The sequence below is a fragment of the Propionicimonas sp. genome, assembly GCF_049840635.1.
In the GTDB taxonomy this organism is placed as follows: domain Bacteria; phylum Actinomycetota; class Actinomycetes; order Propionibacteriales; family Propionibacteriaceae; genus Propionicimonas.
The window spans coordinates 2,456,989-2,480,306 of the sequence record NZ_JASGKL010000005.1 but is presented as its reverse complement, the minus strand read 5'-3'; the positions used below and the strand labels follow the sequence as shown (position 1 = coordinate 2,480,306).

The window sequence follows — 23,318 nt, the reverse complement described above, 5'->3', positions numbered from 1 at the left end:
GCCGACCACTCCGACGCGCTCTTGTCGAGCCGGGCGCCGTCATTCCTGGCCCATCGAGGGCCACCGTCCAGCGCCCAGAGCCACCCCTCACGTCGACAGCCCCTGTCCAGACGCAGGCCCTCGACGCGAACAGAGGCCCTCGACGCAGGACGCGGGCCCTCAGTGCGGGCGGCCGGGCGGCCTCAGCGCTGGCTGGCGAGCAGGGCCGCCTCCGCGGCCTTCGTCCAGCGTCCGTCGACCAGTTCGGCCGCCACCTCGGGCAGCGTGTCCGCCAGTGCCTCGAGGGTGACCAGACCGAGGTCGGGGAGCATCGGGTAGACCATGATCTTGCCGCCGGACGTGCGGTTGTTGACGCTCTCGATCCCGTCCGCGACGCCGGCCATGCCGGTGACGGCCCACAGCGACACGTTGGTGTCCAGGGTGCCGTCCTCGACCTTGGCGAGCATGGTCTTCATGTCCTGGATCCGCGACCCCGAGGTGCCGACCAGGTAGACCCCGTCCGTCGCGATCTTCGTGAGGTCGAGCTCGGCCATCGTGCCGATGGCGAACCCGGCGAACGCGTTCACGATCGCACCCTCGGTGGCGATGTCGACGGCCTGCGCGATCAGGAACGGCGCGGGGACCATCGCGGCGATGTAGCTGTACCCGGTCTCCAGCGGCTCGGTCTTCGAGTTCCGGAAGGACGCGGGGACGCCGTTCGCCTCCGCGACGGGCGCCACGACGGCGGCCAGGTGCGCGAGCCGGGCGTCGTCGACGTCCACGGCGTCCATCGTGATGCCCGGGACGCCGCTGACGGCCGTCCGCACGGTGTGCATGAGCCCCATCGGGCCGGCGGCGCCGACGATCGCGATCCGCTCCCCTTCCCGCAGCTCGCACTGCGCGGGGATCCGCGCGTAGCCCGCGGCCGCGTCCGTGCCCGCGGTGCCGGTGTAGCGGATCAGGTCGTAGTGGACGCGGCCGACGTCGATCTTGACGAGCCGGTCGAACGACCCGCCGGCCAGCACGACGTCCAGCACCGCGCCGAAGCCGAGCTTCGCGCCCAGCGCCTCGGCGACGTCGGCGTCGGACCCGACGTAGACGATGTCGTCGAACGTGCCCTCCAGCTCCGCCAGCGAGGCGGCCACGGTCGCCCCGGGCACCTCCGCGGCCCCAACGACCGTGATGGACGCGGGCGCGGCCTGCGCGAGCAGCGTGTCGAGCCCCTCGACCGCGTCGGCGACGACGAGCAGCCGTCCGCCCGGCTTGAGCGTCTGCCGCTCGCCCCACGCGTACGCGGCCTCGACGCAGGCCCACGGCTCGATCAGCGCGACGGCGGACGCGGACGGGCCCTCGCTGACCGGGATCAGGAAGCGCTCGCCGGTCGCCGGGTCCATGATCACCCGCTCGTCGAGGACGACGTACTCCTGGAGCGCCCCCTCGAAGTTGTAACCGAAGGCGGCGTTCGAGCTGGCGGTGGGCAGGTGCCGGTAGTCGGTCTGGACGAGCACGCGCTCGCCGACCCGGTGGTGCTGCACGTCGGAGCCGACGGCGACGATGCGTCCCACGGGCTCGTGACCGGGGACGCCGGCGGCGTCGCCAGGGCGGTAGCTGGGGATGGTCGCCAGCTCGGCGGCACTCAGCCCGCTGCGCACCTCGCTCTTGCGGGGGTGGTTGCTGAAGGCGTGCAGCAGCTTGGTGTCGGAGAAGCAGATACCGCACGCCTCGGGAGCGAGCAGCAGCTGCGTCGGGCCGAGGTCGTACATCGCCTTGGCCTCGTTGTGCACCACCTGGTCGGCGCCGACGAACTGGATGGCGTGCTGGGTGGCGGGGAGATCCTGGGTCATGGGTGCGTCCTTCACGTTCAGTTGAGCATGTTCTGGCCGCCGGTCACCGGGACGGCCTGGCCGGTTTCGTAGGCCTGGTCGACGATGTAGTACACGGCCTTGGCGAGGTCGGACGGCAGGCAGCCGCGGCCCATCGGGACCTTGTCCTCGTAGGACCGGCGGACGTCCTCCACGGTCGTCGCGCCGGGCACCTTGCCCGCCTTCAGGTACTGCACGAAGAGCCCCCGCTCGGGATCGGTCCACAGCGGGCCGTCGAGGTAGTTGCCGGGACAGATCGCGTTCACCTTGATGCCGTACTCGATCAGCTCCAGGGCGAAGCTCTGGGTGAGTCCGATGCCGCCGAACTTGGAGCCGGCGTAGGCGAAGTTGCGCTTCGACCCCTCCAGCCCCGACTTGGAGTTGATCTCGATGATGTCGAACAGGGCCTCGGGACGGGCGGCGCGCTGCGCCGCCATGACCGGTGCGACCGCCCGCACCCCCAGGAAGTAGCCGCGGTAGTTCACGTTGGTGACGAGGTCGAAGTCGGCGACCTTCTGCGTCATCACGCCCTCGGCGCGCAGGACGCCGGCGTTGGAGATGAACACGTCCACGCCGCCGTAGGTGGCCACGACCTCAGCGATCGCGTCCAGCTGGGACTGCTCGTCGCTGACGTTGACCCCGACCGCGACGGCCCTGCCCTCGCCGTAGCGCGCGGCCAGCTCGGCCGCCTGCCTGCCGGCGAGGTCGATGTTGAGGTCGGCGAGCACGACCTGGGCGCCCTCGGAGAGGAGTTCAGTCGTGATGCCCAGCCCGAAGCCCTGCGCAGCGCCGGTGACCACGACGACCTTGCCGTCCATCCGGCCCTTGCGCGCGGACGCGGCCACCGCCTTGCGGTAGCTCTCCGCCTCCCAGTTCTCGATGAACCCACGCTCCCGCGCGTCCATGCACCGCACGGTGCCGATCCGGTCGGCGTCGCGGGCGACCCGCAGCGCGTCGGTGAACGTGGCCAGTGCCGTGCGGGCGGCGGCGAGGTCCGCGCCCGCGCCGAAGGCGACCACGCCGGGGACCACGGCGATGACCGGGTCCTTGCCGTGCTGCGCGCGGTAGGCGGCCACCGCGGCGGTCACGGCCTCGGCGTCGGCGTCGGCGGGCAGGACGAGCGGCAGCGAGCCCGCGTACACGATCTGGTCGGGGATCAGCGGCCCGTCGGTGAGGATGGCCTCCCCGGCGCGCGTCGTGGTGACAGCCCGGACGAGGTCGGACGCGTCCGAGGTGACCACGGCGAGGCGGTCGGGCGTGCCGAGCAAGCCTCGCAGGGTCGGCGCGATGGTGCTGATGAGTGCGGCCGGCTGTTCGGCCTCGGCGGGCGTGGCGAGCGGCTCACCGGCATCGATCGCCGCGGCGATGGTCGCGGTCAGGCGCTCGGCCCGCTCGGTGAGCTCGGCGGCGGAGTTGCCGGAGACGATGATGCCGTGGTTGCCGAGCAGGGTGATGCCGGGGGCCGGACGCCCGGTGCGCGCGGTGTACGCGTCCCTGACCTCACCCACCGTGCGGGCCAGCGGGACGCCCGGATCGGTGTAGGGGACGAAGACGGCCTCGTCGCCGAACAGCCGCTCGACCAGCGCCGCGGCGTCGGTATTGCAGGTGACGGCGTTGGCGACCAGCGGGTGCGTGTGCAGGACGAGCGCGTCCGGAATCAGCGCGTGGAACAGGATCTCGACGCTCGGCCGGCGCCCGCCGGGAGCGTCGACCAGTGCCTTCGCCGCCGCCGCCTGCACGGGGTCGCCCTCGACGGGTTCGTCGGAGGCGAGCGCGGCCAGGAGGACGTCGTTGCGCAGGCCGACGAGGTCGGCGGCGGTCAGGGTGGCCAGCGGGACGCCGGACGGCTTGATCCGCAGGATCCCGTCCACCTTCACCGACGCGTTGCCGCCGCCGGCGCGCGAGTACTCGGGGTCCGCCCCGAACGCGTTCGCGACCTGGATCAGCTCGTCGACCAGGCTCATCAGTTCTCACTCCTCGGTTCGTCTTCTGCCTGCTGTGGGGACCCCTGCGCGCTCCGGGACGAGGCACCGGGGTCGATCAGTGTGCTGCCCAGGGCCACCAGCTCCGCGGTGGGGACGTGCGTGCGGGCCCCGCTCGCGTCCACGTAGCCGGGCCGGCCCTGGCTGACCTCGTGCTGGTGGGCAGCGACCACGCAGGTCGCCTCCCAGAACGCGGTCCGGGCCGTGTCCGAGACCGGTCCGTCGACACACGCGACCTCGATCGGGATCCGGTCGAGCGTGTTGTGCTCGGTGCCGCCCATCACGATGATCCCCGCGTCCGTGAACGCCTTCACGTAGGCGTCGACGCAGGCGGAGGTGTTCCGGATCGGGATCAGCTCCGCGGCGTGGATGCCCCGCTCGACGAGCTGCTGCGCGAGGTGCTCGGCCGGGTCCTCGAACGGGCAGACCGGCGTCACCCCGTCGGCGAGCGTCGGGTAGGTGGGGATGCCGCCCATCTCCAGGACGTAGCGGTAGGCGTCGGCGAAGCTCAGCGGGACCTCCGCCACGAACCCGGGCGTGCCGACCTTGATCAGCCGCGAGCGGAGCTCGCCCTGCAGGGCGACGGCATCGTCCACGTCCACACCGGACGGCGCGCCGTAGGCGCGGGTGAGGACGGCTTCCCGCTCCTCGCGGGGAAGCGTGGCGAGCGCCTGCTGGAAGGCCTGGGCGACGTGCCGCTCCTGCAGCGAGACCCATTCGACGGGGACCTGCGCCGACGCCGCGACGGCCGCGGCAATGCGCGGCGCGTCCAGCCCGGTGTCCAGGCCGGACGCAGCGAAATGGGCGGCGAGTTGCGCGACCATGGCCGTGGCCCGCTCGTCGTTGCCCTCGCGGATCTCGCGCGCGATCCGCGCGGCAGCGTCGGACTTGCGCGCGAAGGGTGCGATGCCCTTGCCGCACAGGTACATCCGGCCGGGGTTCGCCGGGTCGTTCACGCGGACGCCGGCGGCGGCGAGGTCGGGCTCGAGGGTGATGAACTCCAGCCCGTACAGCGGGACGATGCCGGCGGCCTGGGCCTGCTCGGCGAACACCGCGTAGACCTGCTGGTCGAAGAAGTTCGAGATCCCCACCGCACGGGCGCCCTCGGACGCGGCCGCGCCGATCGCGTCGGCGACCGTGGAGAAGGCCGAGAAGTTCGGGGGGAAGTGGACGTGGGTGTTCACGACGGGGAGGCGGCCCCCGGCGTCCGGGACTGCACTGTCGGTCATCTGCCGTACCTGTCTGCTCGCTGCCGGCGGCCTCGGTGCCGTCCGATTGGAACGATTCAAGAGCCTAGCATCAATCCCCGGCGCGCAACAGCCGTCGTCCATCGACGACCGCCGGCCGCGCCCTGCGGGCAGGCCTCCACCGCCGCGCGGCAGGCGAGTGTGCCATCGCCCCAGCCTGAACAGAAATCGATCTCAGAATGGTAACGATTCAGCGCGGGAGGGTGACAACGCCCGACGAATCTCCCTACGATGCTGAAATCGATTTCTCAGATGGAGGCAACGATGCTGCTCAATCTGGACCCTGTGCTCACGGGACGGCTCCTGCTCGCCCTGGACGAGATGGGCCACGGCGACGCTGTCGTCATCGCCGATGCCCACTTCACCGCGTCGAAGCTGGCGAAGAAGCACCTGGTCGACCTGCCCGGCCTCGGCTCCCCCCGCGTCCTGCGCGCCGTGCGCTCGGTCATGGTGCCCGACACCTACGGCCCCGCCCTGGACCTGATGGAGAGCCCCGACGGCCTGCTGCCGGTCCAGTCCGAGCTGATCGAGGCCGCCCGCCTCGACGGTGAGGAGCACCGCCTGGTCGAGCGGTTCGCGTTCTACGACCTGGCGGCGCAGGCCGAGCTGATCATCCGCACCGGCGAGACCCGCACCTACGGCAACGCGTTGTTCCGCAAGGGCGTCACCCCGGTCAGCGCGGCGTTCGCATGACGGCGAGCGGGCCCGTGGCGACCGGGGTGCACGATCCCGACCTGCTCCTCCAGGTCGAGGGCGTCGAGAAGAGCTTCCCCGGGGTGAAGGCGCTCGAGGGCATGCGCCTCGACCTGCGCAAGGGCGAGGTGCTCGGCCTGGTCGGCGAGAACGGTGCCGGCAAGTCCACCCTGATGAAGCTGCTCACCGGCATCTACTCGCGCGAGGCGGGCGAGTTCTGGTTGAACGGCGAGCCCCTCGACGTGCACACCCCGAAGGAGGCGCAGGAGGCCGGCCTCTCGATCATCCACCAGGAGTTGAACCTCGTCCCGCACCTCAGCGTCGCGGAGAACATCTGGCTGGGCCGCGAGCCGGTCTCGGGCGGCTTCTTCACCCGTCCCGGAGAGCAGGTCCGCCGGACGCGGGAACTGCTGGCCGGCCTGGGCATGGTCATCGACCCCCGCGCCGTGGTCTCGACCCTGAGCGTGGCCCAGCAGCAGATGGTGGAGATCGCGAAGGCGCTGTCGTTCGAGGCGACCAAGGTCCTGATCATGGACGAGCCGACCGCGGCGCTCAACGACGCGGAGGTCGCCAAGCTGCACGACCTGATCCGCCGGTTCATCACCCCGCAGACCGGGGTCGTCTACATCTCCCACCGGATGGCTGAACTCAAGCGGATCGCGGACCAGATCACGGTGATCCGCGACGGCCACTACATCGACACCATGCCGATGGCGGGCACCACGATGGACGAGGTCATCTCCCGGATGGTCGGCCGCGCGATCAACACCGAAGCCCGGCCGGAGAACGTGCGCGACGACCGCCCGATGGTGCTGAGCGTCTCGAACCTTTCCACGAAGGCGCTGCTGAAGGACGTCAGCTTCGACCTGTACCGGGGCGAGGTGCTCGGGTTCGCCGGCCTGATGGGCGCCGGACGCACCGAGGTCGCCCGCGCGATCGTGGGCGCCGACCCGATCACGTCCGGCCAGATCCTGCTGAACAGCAACCCGGTGACGATCCACTCCCCCGCGCGAGCCGCGGCGCTCGGCATCGGCTACCTCTCCGAGGACCGCAAGCGGCTCGGCCTGATGCTGTCGCTGTCGGTGGCGCACAACATCACGGTCAGTTCGCTGGAGACCCGGTTCTCCTCCGGCTCGTTCGTGAACGACAAGGCCGTGCGCGAGGCCGCAGAGGCGTCCCGGAAGCTGCTGAACATCAAGACGCCCAGCGTGAACCAGCTGGTCAAGTACCTCTCCGGCGGCAACCAGCAGAAGGCGATCATCGCGCGCTGGCTCGTCAAGGACTGCGACGTGCTCATCTTCGACGAGCCCACCCGCGGCATCGACGTGGGCGCCAAGGAGGAGATCTACCAGCTGCTCAACCGGCTGGCCGCCGAGGGCAAGTCGATCGTCATGATCTCCTCCGAACTGCCCGAGATCCTCCGCATGTCCCACCGCGTCGTCGTCATGGCGGAGGGCCGCGTCACCGGCGTCCTCAGCGCAGAAGAGGCGAACCAGGAGTCGATCATGCGACTCGCCACGCACCGCGAGGAGACCGTCCTCGCCGACCCCGTCCAGAAAGCAGGCCGATGATGTCCTCCCCCACGACCACCGAAGCCGAGGCGACCGGCGGCTCCCGGTTCGGCGGCCTGCGCAACCAGCTCCAGCAGCTGTTCGCCTTCCTGGGCCTCGTCCTGATCTTCGCCGTCTTCTCGATCGCCCAGCCCTCCGTCTTCCCGACCTACTCCAACATCACCGGCAACATCCTGTTCTCCGCCGTCGTGATCGGGCTGCTGGCCCTGGGCGCGACCCTGGTCATCATCACCAGCGGCATCGACCTGTCGGTCGGCACCGGGATGACCCTGTGCGCGGTGATGTCGGCCACGTTCATGGTCAACTGGCACCTCCCGGTCTGGCTCGGCCTGATCCTCACCCTGCTGTTCGGCTTCGCGCTGGGTGCGGTCAACGGGACGAACGTCGCAATCCTCGGCCTGCCGCCGTTCATCGCAACCCTGGCGATGATGCTGGTGGCCCAGGGGCTCGCCCTGGTGATCTCCAACGCCGCCCCGATCTACTTCGACGCGACCGGCGCGCATGCGTCCCTGATCTGGCTCTCCACCGGGAACCTCATCCCCGGCGTCAAGTTCCCCAACGCTGTCCTGGTCTTCCTGCTGGCGGCCGTGGTCGCCTACGTCCTGCTCAACAAGACCCTGCTCGGACGCTACGACATCTCGATCGGCAGCAACGAGGAGGCCACCGCCCTGTCCGGCATCAACACGAAGAAGTGGCTGATCCTGATCTACGCCGTCGCGGGGGTGTTCACCGCCCTCGGCGGGATCATGATCTCCGCCCGCCTCGGCTCCGCGCAGCCGGCCACCGGCGCCGGCTACGAGCTCCAGGCGATCGCCGCGGTCGTGATCGGCGGCACCTCGCTGTCCGGCGGCAAGGGCACCATCGTCGGCACCGTGATCGGCGCGCTGATCATCGCGGTGATCAACAACGGCCTCCAGATCATGTCCGTCCGCCAGGAGTGGCAGAACGTGATCCTCGGCCTCGTGATCCTGGTCGTCGTCTTCATCGACCAGTTCCGCGCCCGCCGGCTCGCAACCTCCTAGGCCCCACCCCCCGCACGTCCCGTCCCACCACCCAACCTCCGCACCACACCCAACGAAGGAGAACCCATGCGGAAGATTTCAGTCGGCCTCGCCGCGCTCGGCGTCGCGGCCTCGATGAGCTTCGCAGCCTGCTCATCCGGCACCCCTGCGGCCACCGGCAGCGCCGGCGGTGGCGACACCTCGGGCGCCAAGCCCTACATCGCCATCGTCTCGAAGGGCTTCCAGCACCAGTTCTGGCAGGCCGTGAAGAGCGGCGCCGAGGCGAAGGCCAAGGAGCTCAACGTCGAGATCAGCTTCGAGGGGCCGTCGGCCGAGACCGAGGTCGAGCAGCAGATGACGATGCTCCAGAACGCGCTGGCGAAGAAGCCGGCAGCGCTCGGCTTCGCCGCCCTGGACAGCAAGGCGTCCGCGTCCGTGCTGCAGCAGTTCAAGGACGCGAGCATCCCGGTGATCGCGTTCGACTCCGGTGTCGACTCCGACATCCCGCTCACCACGGCGGCGACCGACAACAAGGCCGCGGCGGCCGAGGCGGCCAAGCACATGTGCGAGCTGATCGGCAGCACGGGCAAGGTCGGCCTGATCGTCCACGACCAGACCTCGAAGTCCGGCACCGACCGCCGCGACGGCTTCATCGAGGGCATCAAGGCCAACTGCCCCAACGTCACACTGCTCGACCCGCAGTACGGCGCCGGTGACCAGGCCAAGAGCGCGGACATCGCCAAGAGCATGATCCAGGCGAACCCCGACATCGCGGGCATCTTCGGCTCCAACGAGGGCTCGGCCATCGGCGCGCTGAAGGGCGTCCAGGAGGCCGGCGACGCGGCGAAGAACGTCAAGCTGGTCGGGTTCGACTCCGGCCAGGCCCAGATCGACGCGATCACCAACGGCACCATGGCCGGCGCGATCACCCAGAACCCGGTCGGCATGGGCGAGGCGGTCGTGCAGGCCGCGGTGGACGCGATCAACGGCAAGTCCCTGGAGAAGACCATCGACACCGGCTTCTACTGGTACGACAAGACGAACATCGCCGACGAGAAGATCCAGGCCGTTCTGTACAAGTGACCGCCTGACCTCCTCCCTCACTCCGGGGGCGGCACCCACGCGGTGCCGCCCCCGGACCATCATCGGGACCGTCCTGCCCGGGGCGTCCCTGCCCTTCCGGAGAGGAACACGATGCAGGACACCGCGGCCAGGGATGCGCCTAGGCTCTCCCTCGTGAACACCGTTCTTCCGCAGCGGGCCGGGGAGGGCCGCGGATGATCACCATCTACGACGTCGCCGCGAAGGCAGGGGTGTCGCCCGCGACGGTGTCGCGCGTGTTCAACGGCATCAAGGTCACGCCCGAACGGGCCGAGGCGGTGCGGGCCGCGGCGACCGAACTCGGCTTCGTCCCCAACCGCAACGCCCGTCGGCTGCGCACCAGTTCCTCCGAGATCATCGCGATGATGGTCCCCGACATCGAGAACCCGTTCTTCACCGTGATGACCAGGGCGGTCGAGGACGTCGCCCGCGCCGGCGGCTACTCGGTGATGCTGTGCAACACCGACGAGGACCCCGAGCGCGAGCAGGACTACCTGCGCGCGGCGGTCAGCGACCCCGTGGCCGGGATCGTGATCGTGCCGAGCAGCCGCACCACCAACCTCGACCTCCCGCTGGAGCGCGGCGTCCCCGTGGTCTGTGTCGACCGGCGCGCCCCCGGCTACCAGGTGGACGCGGTCGTCGCCGAGAACGTCGCCGGCGCCACCGCATCGGCCAGGCAGCTGTTCGCCTCCGGCTACCACCGGGTCGCGTGCATCAGCGGCCCTGAGGGCGTGGAGACCGCCGACGACCGCGCACGCGGCTGGGCGGCCGCCGTCCGCGAGGTCACGGGCGCCGACCCCGAACCGGCCCTGGTCGTCCGCACCACCTACACCGTCACCGGCGGGGAGGAGGCCACTCGCCAACTGCTCGCCCTCCCCGACCCGCCGGACGCGGTGTTCGCCGCGAACAACCGGCTCGCCTCCGGCGCGATCCGGGTGCTGGCGGAGGCGGGCCTGCTGCCACCGGCCGTCGGCGTCGCGTCCTTCGGGGGGTTGCCGCTGGTGCTGCTGATCCCCGCCGGCATCCAGGTCGCCCACCTGCCCGCCCGCGAGCTCGGGTTGACCGCTGCGACCATGCTGCTGGAGCGCATCCGGGGGCTCGACGCCCCGGCCAGGGAGGTCGTGCTGCCGGTCGCCTTCAGCGACGAGGAGTCGACCATCTCCGTCCTCGAGGGCCGCACCGCCGTGGCGTCCACCGAGGCCTGAGAACCCGGGTTCCACCACCCTCTCGAGTCCTTCTGACCTTGACTCTGAAATCGATTGCTGCAAGCATGGATCCCGGCTCGTCCCTGTCGTTCAGCGTGGTGCGCGGGGCTTCGGCGATGAGTGAGAACCCGACCAAGGAGTGAGCTGTGACCACCTATCGCATGCCGGAGATCGCCCCGCGTCCGGCCGCAGAGCCGAAGACCGTCTACACGATCGCGAACGGCGACCTGCGCCTGACCACCAACGTGAAGACCTGGGACATGCAGCGGCAGGTCGAGGGTGAGTTCGCCGCCGCCGTGGAGTCGCTGGGGTGGAGCGTCCAGCGCGCCCACGGCGTCAACCCGGCCACCGGCCACGGCTTCATCGACAGCCAGCGCCGGGGCATGGAGGTGTTCAAGAACGTCCCCACCGACGCCCCGCTGGTCGTCGTGGAGGCCGTCTGGCAGTACAGCCACCACGTCCTGCACGGCCTGCGCTCGCACACCGGCCCGATCCTGCTGGTCGCCAACTTCGCCGGCGACTTCCCCGGCCTGGTCGGCATGCTGAACCTGCACGGCTCGATGGTGAAGGCCGGCATCCCCCACGCCACCCTGTGGAGCAAGGACTTCACCGACGAGTGGGCGCGGACGAAGCTCGCCGAGTGGCTGGAGACCGGCGCGATCGTCCACGACACCTCCCACGTCCGCGACCTGCCCGCGCTGCCCGACAGCGAGGAGAAGGCGCTCGGTGAGGCGCTGGCCGCCCAGCTGAAGGCCGACAAGGCGATCATCGCTGTCTTCGACGAGTACTGCATGGGCATGTACAACGCCCTGATCGACGACGAGCTGATGAACCCGGCCGGCATCTACAAGGAGCGCCTCTCCCAGAGCGCGCTGGTCGCCGAGATGAACAAGGTCACCGACGAGGAGGCCAACGCCGTCCGCGCGTGGCTGGACGAGGCCGGCATGACCTTCCACATCGACAACGACGGCGACTGGAAGGAGAACCTGACCGACGAGCAGGTGCACTCCCAACTGAAGATGTACGTCGCCGCCGTCCGGATGGCCGACGACTTCGGCGCAGACGTGGTCGGCATCCAGTACCAGCAGGGCCTGAAGGACATGGTGCCCGCGTCCGACCTGGTCGAGGGGCTGCTGAACAACGTCGAGCGTCCCCCGGTGACCTCGCGGGACGGCTCGCGGGTGCTGTACGAGGGCGCTCCCGTCCCGTGTGCCAACGAGGTCGACCAGGGCGTGGCGATCGACGCGCTGGTCACCAACCGGGTGTGGACGGCGATGGGCCTCGACCCGGCGACCACCCTGCACGACGTCCGCTGGGGCGACGACTGGGAGGGCCAGTTCGTCTGGGTGTTGGAGATCTCCGGCTCCGTCCCTGCGTCCCACCTGGGCGGCTACGACAAGGCCCACGCCTACCGGCAGAGCTACTACTTCTTCCCGCTCGGCGGCGCGACCCTCTCGGGCGTCTCGAAGCCCGGTGAGATCGTCTGGTCGCGCGTGTTCATCATGGACGGGGTCCTGCACGTCGACCTCGGTCGCGGCACCTGCATCGAGATGCCCGAAGCAGAGGTGCAGCGCCGGCTGGACTCCACCAACAAGGAGTGGCCGATCATGAACGCCGTCCTGCACGGTGTCGACCGCGACCAGCTGATGGCCCGCCACAAGGCCAACCACCTCAACGTGGCCTACGCCCCGGACGCCGCCACGGCCGATGCGGCCCTCACCGCCAAGGCCGCGATGTTCGCGGCAATGGGCTACCAGGTGCACCTGGCCGGAGAGGTGCTCACCGACCTCGCCTGAACGCTGACGCCGGTACGCCCGCTGGCCGGGCGTGCCGGCGTCAGCGTCCGGCGCGGGCCCTGCGTTCGGCGTCGTCCCAGTCCCGGGGCCCGATCGGCAGCACTCCGGGACGGTAGGTCGTGAGCTCTGAGGACGCGATCGCCACCTCGCGCAGCGCCGTCCGGTCGCCGCTCAACGCCCCGCACGCGCGGGCCTGGACCAGCAGGTTGCCCAGCGCCGTGCCCTCCGCGGGCCCCGCGACGACCGGCAGGCCGGTGGCCTCCGCGGTGAGCTGGCACAGCAGCGTGTTCTGGCAGCCGCCGCCGACCACGTGGACGACGCCCACCTCGCGTCCCGCCAGCGCGCAGGCCGTGCGGATCGCGTTGCGGTAGGCCAGCGCGAGCGAGTCGAGGATGCAGCGGCAGATCGCGACCGGGTCGTCGGGCAGGTCCTGGCCCGTCTCGGCGGCCATCGTCCGCAACCGCGACGGCATGTCACCGGGGGGCAGCAGGCGGTCGTCGGTCATGTCCAGGACGCAGGCCAGACCGGGACGGTCCGCGGCGGCCTCCAGGAGCGGGAGGAGTTCGACGTCACGTCCGGCGGCCTGCCAGGTGCGGACGCTCTCGCTCAGCACCCACAGGCCCATCACGTTCTTGAGGTAGCGGACGGTGCCGTCGATGCCCAGTTCGTTGGTGAAGTCGGCCGCCCGGCTCTCCGGGCTGAGCACCGGCTGCTCGAGTTCGAGGCCGACCAGCGACCACGTCCCCGAGGAGATGAACGCGAAGTCGGTGCCGCGGGCGGGGATGGACGCGACTGCCGAGGCGGTGTCGTGGCCCCCGACCGCCACGACCTGCAGGGGGCGCGAGAACAACCCGTCCCTGGTCGGGCCGAGGATCGTGCCGGGCTCGACCAGCTCCGGCAGGACCCGGGGCACCGGCAGGCCGTAGCTGTCGGCGAGGTGCGCGCAGGTGGACGCCGACCAGGTGCGGGACGCGACGTCGAGCAGCCCCGTGGTGGAGGCCATCGTGACCTCCGCGACCTCGCGTCCGCTCAGCCAGTAGGACATCAGGTCGGGCATCAGCAGGACCCGCGCGACCTCGCCCCACCGGTCGTCCTCGCGGGCCGCGACCAGCTGGAAGAGCGTGTTGAACGCCATCACCTGCAGCCCGGCGGCCGCGTACAGCTCCTCGGCGGGCAGCCCGGCGAAGACGAGTTCCGGCACGCCCAGCGTCCGGTCGTCGCGGTAGTGGAAGGGTGCCTCGAGCAGCTCACCCGCGGCGTCCACGCGTCCGTAGTCGACACCCCAGGTGTCCACGCCCACCGACTCCAGCGCGCCACCGGACGCCTCGATCGCCGCCTCGATGCCCGCCCGGACGTGGGCGAACAGGCCGCTCGCGTCGGTGTGGATGCCGTCCGTGGCCTCGACGGGGCCATTGCCGAACCGTCCGGTCTGGCTGAGCTCGAAGCGTCCGTCCTCGAGCCTGCCGAGGATCACGCGTCCGCTGGACGCACCGAGGTCGACAGCGGCGAAGTAGCGGGCGGTCACCGGGCCGGCCCCGGCATCGCGGGCCACTGCAGAACCAGCTCCATCGCCGCTCCTTCCTTCGAGACGTGTTGAATCGTTTCATAGCCTACTGGCCCGCCCGCGGCGCCGTCAAGGCCGCTCGTCGCCGCGCGCGAGCGCCGTTCCTGCTCCCGAAAGGCGGCCTTGCTCCCGGAATCCGGGGAGCAAGGCCGCCTTTCGGGAGCAAACGCGACCGGGGTGACGGGTGGGACGGCCAGCGTCCGGGCGGCCGGCCGCGGAGCCGCGGCCCCGCGACCTCAGCGGCCGGCAGCCTCGAGCTGGTCCTCGAGGTTGAAGACCTCCTCGATCCGCTCCCAGGCCTCGTCGGGGGCGCCCTCGGACGCGAACAGGCGCGCCATCTCCGCCTGCCACTTCGCGTTGATCTCCGTGGCGGCGACGCGCTGCTGCGCCTCGTCCAGGTCGTCGGCCTCGCAGTAGCCGATCAGCAGGCCGTCCGGGCGCAGGAACAGCGAGTAGTTGCGCCAGCCGGCGTCCCTGAGCGCGACCAGCAGCTCTGGCCACACGGCGGCGTGCCGCGCCCTGTACTCGTCCAGCTTCGCCGGGTCGACGTGGCCCAGCAGGCAGTACCTCGCCATCGTGGTCTCCGGGGCTCAGGCGCCCCAGCCGGCCTGGGTGCCGCCGACGCGGTCGGCGGCGATCTTGCCCAGGTAGCCGGACGCGGCGAACGCGGCCATCGGGTCGGCCGGCAGGCCGCGGGACTCCCGCCACGCGGCGAGGTCGGCGCGGACGTCGGTGTAGAACGCGTCCATCAGGATCCCGTTGGCGCCCAGCACGTCGCCGGCGGCCTGCGCGGCGGCCAGCGCATCGTGGTCGACGAGCATCGCCTTGGCCGTCATCTCCTGCACGTTGAGGACGGAGCGGATCTGCCCGGGGACCTTGTCCTCGACGTTGTGGCACTGGTCGAGCATGAACGCAACGCCGGAGTCGGGGCCGTAGCCACCGCCGCGGATCACCTCGTAGAGGATCCGGAACAGCTGGAACGGGTCGGCCGCGCCCACGATCAGGTCGTCGTCGGCGTAGAAGCGGGAGTTGAAGTCGAACGAGCCCAGCTTGCCCAGCCGCAACAGCTGCATGACGATGAACTCGATGTTCGTGCCCGGCGCGTGGTGGCCGGTGTCGAGGCAGACCATCGCCTTCTCGCCCAGGGCCGCGCACTGCGCGTACGAGGTGCCCCAGTCGGGCACGTCGGTGTGGTAGAACGCCGGCTCGAAGAACTTGTACTCCAGCACCAGCCGCTGCGCGGGGCCGAGCCGGTCGTAGATCGTGGCCAGCGAGTCGGCGAGCCGATCCTGGCGCCCGCGCAGGTCGGCCTGGCCCGGGTAGTTCGAGCCGTCGGCCAGCCAGATCTTCAGGTCGCGGGAGCCGGTCGCGTCCATGATGTCGATGCACTCGAGGTGGTGGTCGATCGCCTTCTGGCGGACGGCCGGATCGACGTGGGTCAGCGAGCCGAACTTGTACGCCTCGTCCTGGAACGTGTTGGAGTTGATCGTGCCCAACGCGACGCCCAGGTCCTTCGCGTGGGCGGCGAGGGCGGCGTAGTCGTCCACCTTGTCCCACGGGATGTGCAGGGCGACCGTCGGGGCGAGACCTGTGAACTTGTGCACCTGCGCGGCGTCGGCCAGCTTCTCCCACGGGTCGCGCGGAGTGCCCGGGGTGCCGAACACCTTGAACCTGGTCCCCGAGTTGCCGAACGCCCAGGAGGGCAGCTCGATGGCCTGCACGGCCAGTTGGTCTGTGATTTCTGCGAATGTCGTCATCTCGGGGCTTCTCTTCTTCGGGTCTCTCGGTAGGGGGGTGGGTTCGTGGTGCCCGGCCGCGGGGGCCGGGCACCACGGGTTCAACTCAGAAGTCGAACTGGTCGATGTTGTCCTTGTTGAACTTGTAGGGCTGGCCGAGCAGGACGGTCTTGTCCGCCCCGACGGTGAACTCGCCCAGGTCGCCGGCGGTGAACTTGTCACCCTCCGCACCGGTGATCTCGCCCTTGATCAGGGCCGCGGCCGCGTAGGTGGCCAGGGTGCCCAGGTCCTGCGGGTTCCACAGCGCGAACTCGGTCACGGTGCCGTCCTTGACGTACTCGCGCATCTGGTTCGGGGTGCCCAGACCGGTCAGCGCAACCTTGCCCTTGGAATCCGACTTCGACAGGTAACGGGCCGCAGCGGCGATACCGACCGTGGTCGGGGAGATGATGCCCTTCAGGTTCGGGTGCGACTGCAGCAACGCCGAGGTCTTGTCGAACGAGGTCTGGTCGTCGTCGTTGCCGTACACGGTGTCCACCAGCTTGATGTTCGGGTGGTTCGCCGCCAGGTCGGCCTTCATCATCTCGATCCACGCGTTCTGGTTCGTCGCGTTGGCCGAGGCCGACAGGATCGCGATCTCCCCGGAATCACCGATCTGGTCGGCGATCATGTCGACCTGCACCTTCGCGATGCCATCGGCGGTCGCCTGGTTGATGAACAGGTCACGGCAGTCGGCCTCGGTGTCGGAGTCGAACGTCACCACCTTCACCCCCGCGGTCATCGCCTCCTTCAGCGAGTCGCAGATCGCCGACTTGTCGTTCGCCGAGACCAGCAGCGCACCCACCTGCTGCTGGGTCGCGGTATTGATGTAGGACACCTGACCGGCCGGGTCATCACCCTTCGCCGGGCCGACCTGGTTGACCGTGGCGCCCAGCACACCGGCCGCGGCCTGCACACCCTTGTAAGAGGTGTCGAAGTAGGCGTTGCCGAGGTTCTTCGGCAGGAACGTCATGGTCAGATTCGCCGCAGGAGCAGAGGACGCCGCCTCCGACGCTGCCGGAGACGTCGACGTCGCCGCCGACGAACAACCCGCCAGCAGCAGGCTCGACGCCGCCACCGCAGCCAACGCACGCAGTCCCAGACGGGACTTACCGAGCATCATGGGTGATCCTTTCGTTCTGGTCGGGCCCCACGTTGGGACCGACGGTGTGGGTGGGGCGAGCCCCGGTTTCCATCAGGAGGTCTTCACGGACGCGGTCGCGGGCCGCACCCGTCTGGATTGCGCCCAGGCCACGACGCTGCCGGCGATCACCGACAGGACGAGCAGGACGCCGGTGATGATGCTGACGACGTCGGAGGTGATGTTGACCAACTGCAGCGCCTTGGACAGGACGCCGATCAGCAGGACGCCGGCGACGACGCCGTGCAGCGCCCCGCGTCCGCCCCACACGGAGACGCCGCCGAGGACGACGGCCGCGATCACCTGGAGCTCGAGCCCGGTCGCGTTGTCGCCGCGCGCGGAGTTGTAGTACAGGGCGTAGTACACGCCGGCGAGCGCGGACATGAGCCCCGAAAGGACGAACAGGACGAGCCGGGTGCGCTGGACGTTGACGCCGGAGAAGGCGGCGGCGTCCTTGCTCAGGCCGATCGCGAACACGCCCCGTCCGAACGGGGTGAAGTGGAGCATCACCACGAACGCGGCCAGCAGCACGACGAAGAGGATCATCACCACGGGGATGCCGGTGCTGCCGATCCGCGCCTTGACGAGCGCCGTCCACCACTTGTCGAACTGGGTGATCGCCGTCGTGCCGAGCAGGCCGACCGCGATCCCCCGGTACAGGGCGAGCGTGCCGATCGTGACCGCGAGGGCCGGGAGCCCCACCCTCGTCACCAGCAGGCCGTTCACGATCCCGCCCAGGGCACCGACCACGAGGGCGGCGACGATGGCGACCGGGATGCCCAGGCCCGCCTGGGAGCACGAGCCCGACCACGACGCTGCTCAGGCCCACCATCGAGCCGACCGACAGGTCGATGTCGCCGGTGATCATGACCGGCGCCATGGCGAGGGCGATGAACAGCAGCGGGGTGATGTCGGAGAGCAGGTAGCCCAGCGTCACCGGGGTGGCGAACTTGGGGACGCGCAGGGCGGCGACCAGCACGACGACGACCAGCAGCGCGATGATCGCCATCTCCCTGCTGAACAGGATCCGCCGCCAGGCCGGGCGGCCGAAGTCGGCGTAGGTGCGGGGACCGGCGTCGGGACGGTCACTGGTGAGCGTGCTCATACCGCACTCCTCTCCTCGTGAAGTCGTTTCGACTGGCGCACGGCCAGCACGCGGTCCAGCACGATCGCGCCGAGGATCAGTGCGCCGACCACGGCCCGCTGCCAGAAGTCGGGGATGCCGAGCACCGGCAGGGCGCTGTTGATGGTGAGCAGGAGGTAGGCGCCGAAGACCGCGCCGAGCACCGTCCCGCTGCCGCCCACGATCGCGACGCCGCCGATCACGGCCGCGCCGATCGCCTGCAGCTCGAAGCCGTCGCCCACCTGGGAGTTCACCGTCCCGTAGCGGGCCACGTACAGCACCCCGGCCAGACCGGACGCCGCGCCGCTGGCCACGAACGCGATCAGGACGCGCTTGGTCTTGGCCAGGCCGTACAGCTCGGCCGCGTCCGGATCGGAGCCGATCGCGTAGAACTCGCGTCCGCCCCTGGTGTTGTTCATGTACCAGGCGACCACGAGGAGGATCACGACGGCGAGGATGGTCAGGACCGGGATCGAGAGGAACTGCTGGGTGCCCAGGTTGAGGAAGGACTCGGGCATGTCGGAGGCGTTGATCCGGTTGGAGCCGGTCCAGGCGACGTTGATGCCGCGAAACGCGTACAGCGTGCCGAGGGTGATCACCATCGCGGGTACCTTGCCGAAGGCGACCAGCGCCCCGTTGATCGCGCCGAGCAGGCCGCCGAAGACGATGCCGATCACGAACACCAGGGGGACGGGCAAGCCGGGCACCGCCACGAACAGGCTGCCGACCAGGTAGGCGGTCAGACCGACGATCGAACCCACCGACAGGTCCACGTTGCGGCTGATGATCACCACGGCCTGGCCGATCGCCACCACCGCGACGATGGACGGGTTGAGCAGCAGGTTGCGCCAGCCGTCCCCGCTGAACAGGAAGTCCGGGTTCTTCAGCGTGGTGACCAGCACGACCAGCGCGAGGACGAGGAAGATCCCCGCCTCACGGGAACGGGCCAGGCCGGCCAGGCGGGAACCGATCCCCGGCTGCGCCGGTGCGGCAACAGCGGTGCTCACAGGGCCTCCTCGTTGGTGTGGGTGGCCGCGAACATCACCGTCTCCGGCGTCGCCTCCGCCCGGGGGATGTCGGCGGTGATCCTGCCCTCGTGCATGACGAGGACGCGGTCGGCCATGCCGAGCACTTCGGGCAGTTCGGAGGAGATCATCAGGATCGCCAGGCCCATGCCCGCGAGTTCCGACATCATCCGGTGCACCTCGGACTTGGTGCCGACGTCGATGCCGCGGGTGGGCTCGTCGATGATCAGCACCTTGGGGTTGGCGGCCAGCCACTTGGCCAGCACGACCTTCTGCTGGTTCCCACCGCTGAGGGTGCCGGCCACGGCGTCCAGTGCCGCGGTCTTCACCTCCAGCTTGCGGGCCCACAGCTGCGCCTCGGGTTCTCCCTGCGGGTGGTGACCAGTCCGAACTTCGTCAGGCTGGGCCGGATCGCGTCGGTGATGTTGGTCGCGACGTCGCATCGATGACGAGGCCCTGCTTGCGCCGATCCTCCGGGACCAGCGCGAGGCCCGCCTGCATCGACGCGTAGGGGTTCTGCTTCGGGCAGCGCCGTCGCCGTCGAGGCGGACCTGGCCGGACTCGTAGGGGTCCACGCCGAACACCGCACGGGCGACCTCGCTGCGTCCGGCGCCGACCAGGCCGGCGAGCGCGACGATCTCGCCGGAACGGACGGTGAAGCTGATGTCATGCGAAGGCGCCGGGCATGCCCAGGCCCTTCACCTCGAGCAGCGGCTTGCCGATCTCCGCGGGAATCTTCGGGAACAGTTCCGTGACCTCGCGGCCGACCATGAGCCGGACGATCTCTGCCTCGGTGGTGTCGGCGATCGCCGAGGTCGAGATGTAGGTGCCGTCCCGCATCACGGTGACGGTGTCGCACAGCCCGAATACCTCGTCGAAACGGTGGCTGATGAACATCAGCGCGCGACCCTCGTCGCGCAGGCTGCGGGCGACCGTGAACAGCCGCTCGACCTCGACCCCGGAGAGGGCGGCGGTGGGCTCGTCCATGATCAGGACACGGGCGTCGAGGGAGATCGCCTTGGCGATCTCGATGATCTGCTGGTCGGCGATCGAGAGGCCGTCGGTCAGGCGGTCCGGGTCGATCCGGACGCCGAGGCGGTTCATCAGCTTCGACGACCTCCGCGCGCATCGCGCGCCTTGTCGATCCGGCCGAACCGGCCCACCGGCTGGCGGCCCATGAACACGTTCTCCGTCACCGACAGGTCGGGGAACAGCGTCGGCTCCTGGTAAATCACGGCGATGCCGGCGGCCTTGGCCGTCCGCGGTCGTTCGGAAGTGGACCGGATCACCGTCCATCTCGAACGTGCCCGTGTCGCGCTGGTAGAGGCCGGCCATGATCTTGACCAGCGTGGACTTGCCCGCACCGTTCTCACCGACGACAGCGTGGATGGAGCCGGCCCTCAGGCTCAGGTCCGCCCTCCGCAGTGCGACCACCGCACCGAAGCTCTTCGACACATCCCTGAGCTCCAGTACCGGCGCTGCTGTGGTGCTGTCCACCGGCTGCCTCCATTGGCTGTTGAAACGTTCCATGCGAACGATTCAAGACGATACCCGATGGGGAGCGTGTCGTGTCAACCCTTGCGTGGCTTGCGGGGTTGCGTGGAGCGCCGGGCGATCAGCTGGGGGGTGAACCGGACGGCCTCGTGGCGGTGCGGACGTCCGGCATCCGCGGCCTCGATCTCGGCCAGCAGCAATTCAGCGGACCGGCGTCCGATCTCGGCACTGGGCTGTCGGATCGAGGACAGCGGGACGGCCGCGGCCGCGGCGAAGGCGATGTCGTCGTAGCCGATGATCGCCACGTCATCGGGCACCCGCAGGCCGGCGGTGACGAAGCCCTGCAGGAGGCCGATCGCGAGCAGGTCGTTGGCGGCGAACACCGCTGTCGGGCGCTCGGCCGACGGCAACGCGGCGATCTCCCCCGCGGTGCTGACGCCCGCTTCGAGGGTGAGCCCCGGTGTGCTGACGGCCAGCAGGGAGACGTCTCCGTCCGCCTGCTCGACCGCGAGCTCCAGCCCCGCCCTGCGGTCCCGCACCTGGGCCAGCGAACTCGGGCCACCGACGAACGCGAGGCTGCGGTGGCCCTGGTCGAGCAGGTGCTGGCCGGCCAGCCTGCCACCGGCGAGGTCGTCGACCCCGACGGAGCAGAAGTCGGCACTCCCGCTGGCCCTGTCCACGATCACCACGGGGATCCCGCGCTGGCGCAGCCGCAGGGCCCGCTCCGTGCCCTCCTCGATCGGCGCGAACAGCGCGCCGCCGACGCGCTGCTGCTCGAACCGCTCCAGCAGGGTGAGCTCGCGGGCCGCGTCCTGGTCGCTGTTGCCCATCTGGACGGAGTACTGCCCTGCGTACAGCACGGCCTCCGCGCCGCGGGCGAGATCGGTGAAGAACGGGTTGGCGATGTCCATGACGATCATGCCGATCGAGCGGCTGCGGCCCGCCCGCAGCTGCCGGGCGGACTCGTTGGGCACCCAGCCGAGCTTGTCGATCGCGTCCCTGACCCGCCGCAGGGTGGCCTCGGAGACCCGCTCGGGGGAATTCAACACGTTGGAGACCGTGCCCACGGAGACCTGGGCGAGCACGGCGACATCGCGCATGCTGACGGAGTTCTTGGGGGGCATCTGACCACCTCGCGCTGGGTTGGTCACGATTAGATCACAAGAAACGTCTCATTGAACCGTCTCACTCCGAGAGCGTGGTCCGAGAGCGGTCACGCGGGCGGCGCGGAACCGGGGACGGGTCCCGTTTCGCGCCACCGGGCTGCGGCGACGGGGTGTCGATAGAGTTGGGCGTCACCGACTCCAGGAGCGTCCCTTGACCGATCTCGCCCGCACCGCATCGTCCGTCTACAGCCAGATCCTCGGCGTCATCGAGGGCATCGAGCCGCGCATCGCCGACGCCACCCGCGCCGAGCTGGCCGACCAGCGCGCGTCCCTGAAGCTGATCGCCTCCGAGAACTACGCGTCGCTGCCCGTGCTGATGACGATGGGCACCTGGCTCAGCGACAAGTACGCCGAGGGCACCATCGGGCACCGCTTCTACGCCGGCTGCCAGAACGTCGACACGGTCGAGAGCGTCGCGGCCGAGCACGCCCGCGAGCTGTTCGGCGCCGAGTACGCGTACGTCCAGCCGCACTCAGGCATCGACGCCAACCTCGTCGCGTACTGGTCGATCCTCGCCCACCGCGTGGAGAGCCCGACGCTGGAGCGCCTCGGCGCGAAGACCGTCAACGACCTCTCCGAGGACGACTGGGAGGCCCTGCGCGCGACCTTCAACCAGCAGCGGGTGATGGGCATGAGCGCTGGACGCGGGCGGCCACCTCACCCACGGCTTCCGGCACAACATCTCCGGCAAGATGTTCCGCCAGCACTCCTACGGGACCGACCCGGCCACCGGGCTGATCGACTACGACCAACTGCTTGCCGATGCGCGCGAGTTCAAGCCGCTGATCCTGGTGGCCGGCTATTCGGCCTACCCGCGGCGGGTGAACTTCGCGAAGATGCGCGAGATCGCCGACGAAGTCGGCGCGACGCTGTTCGTCGACATGGCGCACTTCGCGGGTCTGGTCGCCGGCAAGGTGTTCACGGGCGAGGACAACCCTGTGGGCTACGCGGACGTGGTCGCGTCCACCACCCACAAGTCGCTGCGCGGCCCGCGCGGCGGCTTCGTCCTGGCCACGGCCGAGTACGCGCCGAGCGTCGACAAGCGGCTGCCCGATGGTGCTCGGCGGCCCGCTGAGCCACATCATGGCCGCCAAGGCCGTGGCCTTCGCCGAGGCCCGGCAGGCGTCCTTCCAGACCTACGCGCAGAAGGTGGCCGACAACGCCAAGACCCTCGCCGACAGCCTGCTGAAGCGGGGCGTGAACCTCGTCACCGGCGGCACCGACAACCACATCGTCCTGCTCGACGTCGGCTCCTTCGGCCTCACCGGACGCCAGGCCGAGTCGGCGCTGCTGGACGCCGGCATCGTGACCAACCGCAACTCGGTCCCCCGCGACCCCAACGGCGCCTGGTACACGACCGGCGTCCGGATCGGCACGCCCGCGCTGACCACCCGCGGCTTCGGAACGGACGAGTTCGACACCGTCGCGGACCTGATCACCGGCGTGCTGAAGGCCACCACTCCGGTCGCCACCGCCGCCGGGACGCCCGGCAAGGCGAAGTACACCCTCGCCGACGGCGTGGCCGAGCGGACGCGCGCCGCGTCCGCCGAACTGCTGGACGCGAACCCGCTGTACCCGGGCCTGGAGGTCTGA

At 70.1% G+C, this 23,318-nt stretch carries 18 protein-coding genes and 1 pseudogene; 7 read left to right on the top strand and 12 right to left on the bottom strand.

From position 1 onward, the window contains the following. Positions 1-182: 182 nt before the first annotated feature. The 3 genes from QM779_RS17050 to QM779_RS17040 are packed head-to-tail and all read right to left on the bottom strand — an operon-like array spanning position 183 to position 5,052. A complete protein-coding gene (locus QM779_RS17050) occupies positions 183-1,823 on the bottom strand; it encodes an alcohol dehydrogenase catalytic domain-containing protein (protein ID WP_428537770.1) in 1,641 nt (546 codons plus the stop codon). Positions 1,824-1,840: 17 nt separating this feature from the next. Beyond that, complete coding sequence (locus tag QM779_RS17045) at positions 1,841-3,805, bottom strand: SDR family NAD(P)-dependent oxidoreductase (protein ID WP_428537767.1); 1,965 nt, start codon at positions 3,803-3,805, stop codon at positions 1,841-1,843. Then, entirely contained in the window at positions 3,805-5,052 is a 1,248-nt protein-coding gene (locus QM779_RS17040) for a hypothetical protein (protein ID WP_428537764.1), read from the bottom strand. Before QM779_RS17040 ends, QM779_RS17045 begins: the two co-directional genes overlap by 1 nt. A 282-nt stretch (positions 5,053-5,334) precedes the next feature. Between QM779_RS17040 and QM779_RS17035 the strand changes: the two genes are divergently transcribed. The 6 genes from QM779_RS17035 to QM779_RS17010 all read left to right on the top strand — a co-directional run bounded on the left by QM779_RS17035 (position 5,335) and on the right by QM779_RS17010 (position 12,437). Beyond that, the gene (locus QM779_RS17035) at positions 5,335-5,763 is read left to right on the top strand and encodes an RbsD/FucU family protein (protein ID WP_428537761.1); all 429 of its coding nucleotides are present in this window, start codon (positions 5,335-5,337) and stop codon (positions 5,761-5,763) included. Continuing rightward, positions 5,760-7,334: a sugar ABC transporter ATP-binding protein gene (locus tag QM779_RS17030; protein WP_428537758.1), complete on the top strand. Its 1,575-nt coding sequence runs from the start codon at positions 5,760-5,762 to the stop codon at positions 7,332-7,334. Before QM779_RS17035 ends, QM779_RS17030 begins: the two co-directional genes overlap by 4 nt. Beyond that, complete coding sequence (locus tag QM779_RS17025) at positions 7,334-8,356, top strand: ABC transporter permease (protein WP_428537755.1); 1,023 nt, start codon at positions 7,334-7,336, stop codon at positions 8,354-8,356. Before QM779_RS17030 ends, QM779_RS17025 begins: the two co-directional genes overlap by 1 nt. Before the next feature lie 66 nt (positions 8,357-8,422). Next, positions 8,423-9,418 (top strand): ABC transporter substrate-binding protein, encoded by a 996-nt coding sequence (locus QM779_RS17020; protein WP_428537752.1) that lies wholly within the window; start codon positions 8,423-8,425, stop codon positions 9,416-9,418. Positions 9,419-9,612: 194 nt separating this feature from the next. Beyond that, entirely contained in the window at positions 9,613-10,641 is a 1,029-nt protein-coding gene (locus QM779_RS17015; RefSeq protein ID WP_428537749.1) for a LacI family DNA-binding transcriptional regulator, read from the top strand. A gap of 146 nt (positions 10,642-10,787) precedes the next feature. After that, complete coding sequence (locus tag QM779_RS17010) at positions 10,788-12,437, top strand: hypothetical protein (RefSeq protein ID WP_428537746.1); 1,650 nt, start codon at positions 10,788-10,790, stop codon at positions 12,435-12,437. Positions 12,438-12,477: 40 nt separating this feature from the next. Here the strand turns inward: QM779_RS17010 and QM779_RS17005 are convergent, their stop codons facing one another. From QM779_RS17005 to QM779_RS16965, 9 genes are all read right to left on the bottom strand, one after another. Next, entirely contained in the window at positions 12,478-13,989 is a 1,512-nt protein-coding gene (locus QM779_RS17005; protein ID WP_428537743.1) for a rhamnulokinase, read from the bottom strand. 248 nt (positions 13,990-14,237) lie between these two features. Next, complete coding sequence (locus QM779_RS17000; protein ID WP_428537740.1) at positions 14,238-14,576, bottom strand: L-rhamnose mutarotase; 339 nt, start codon at positions 14,574-14,576, stop codon at positions 14,238-14,240. Between the two features lie 15 nt (positions 14,577-14,591). After that, on the bottom strand, positions 14,592-15,758 hold the full coding sequence (gene rhaI, locus QM779_RS16995; RefSeq protein WP_428537737.1) for an L-rhamnose isomerase: 1,167 nt from the start codon (positions 15,756-15,758) through the stop codon (positions 14,592-14,594). An 85-nt stretch (positions 15,759-15,843) separates the two neighbouring features. Continuing rightward, positions 15,844-16,899 carry a rhamnose ABC transporter substrate-binding protein gene (gene rhaS / locus QM779_RS16990; protein WP_428537734.1) on the bottom strand — a complete coding sequence of 352 codons (1,056 nt, stop codon included), beginning with the start codon at positions 16,897-16,899 and terminating at the stop codon, positions 15,844-15,846. A 72-nt stretch (positions 16,900-16,971) separates the two neighbouring features. After that, positions 16,972-17,667 carry an ABC transporter permease gene (locus QM779_RS16985; protein ID WP_428537731.1) on the bottom strand — a complete coding sequence of 232 codons (696 nt, stop codon included), beginning with the start codon at positions 17,665-17,667 and terminating at the stop codon, positions 16,972-16,974. A 351-nt stretch (positions 17,668-18,018) separates the two neighbouring features. Then, on the bottom strand, positions 18,019-19,047 hold the full coding sequence (locus QM779_RS16980; RefSeq protein WP_428537728.1) for an ABC transporter permease: 1,029 nt from the start codon (positions 19,045-19,047) through the stop codon (positions 18,019-18,021). After that, the gene (locus QM779_RS16975; RefSeq protein ID WP_428538492.1) at positions 19,044-19,685 is read right to left on the bottom strand and encodes an ATP-binding cassette domain-containing protein; all 642 of its coding nucleotides are present in this window, start codon (positions 19,683-19,685) and stop codon (positions 19,044-19,046) included. Before QM779_RS16975 ends, QM779_RS16980 begins: the two co-directional genes overlap by 4 nt. Positions 19,686-19,731: 46 nt before the next feature. Next, positions 19,732-20,595 carry an ATP-binding cassette domain-containing protein gene (locus QM779_RS16970; protein ID WP_428537725.1) on the bottom strand — a complete coding sequence of 288 codons (864 nt, stop codon included), beginning with the start codon at positions 20,593-20,595 and terminating at the stop codon, positions 19,732-19,734. Positions 20,596-20,636: 41 nt separating this feature from the next. Next, on the bottom strand, positions 20,637-21,683 hold the full coding sequence (locus QM779_RS16965; protein WP_428537722.1) for a LacI family DNA-binding transcriptional regulator: 1,047 nt from the start codon (positions 21,681-21,683) through the stop codon (positions 20,637-20,639). A 193-nt stretch (positions 21,684-21,876) separates the two neighbouring features. On the opposite strand from QM779_RS16965, the pseudogene QM779_RS16960 reads away from it, so the two are divergent. Next, positions 21,877-23,318, top strand: a pseudogene (locus QM779_RS16960) (glycine hydroxymethyltransferase).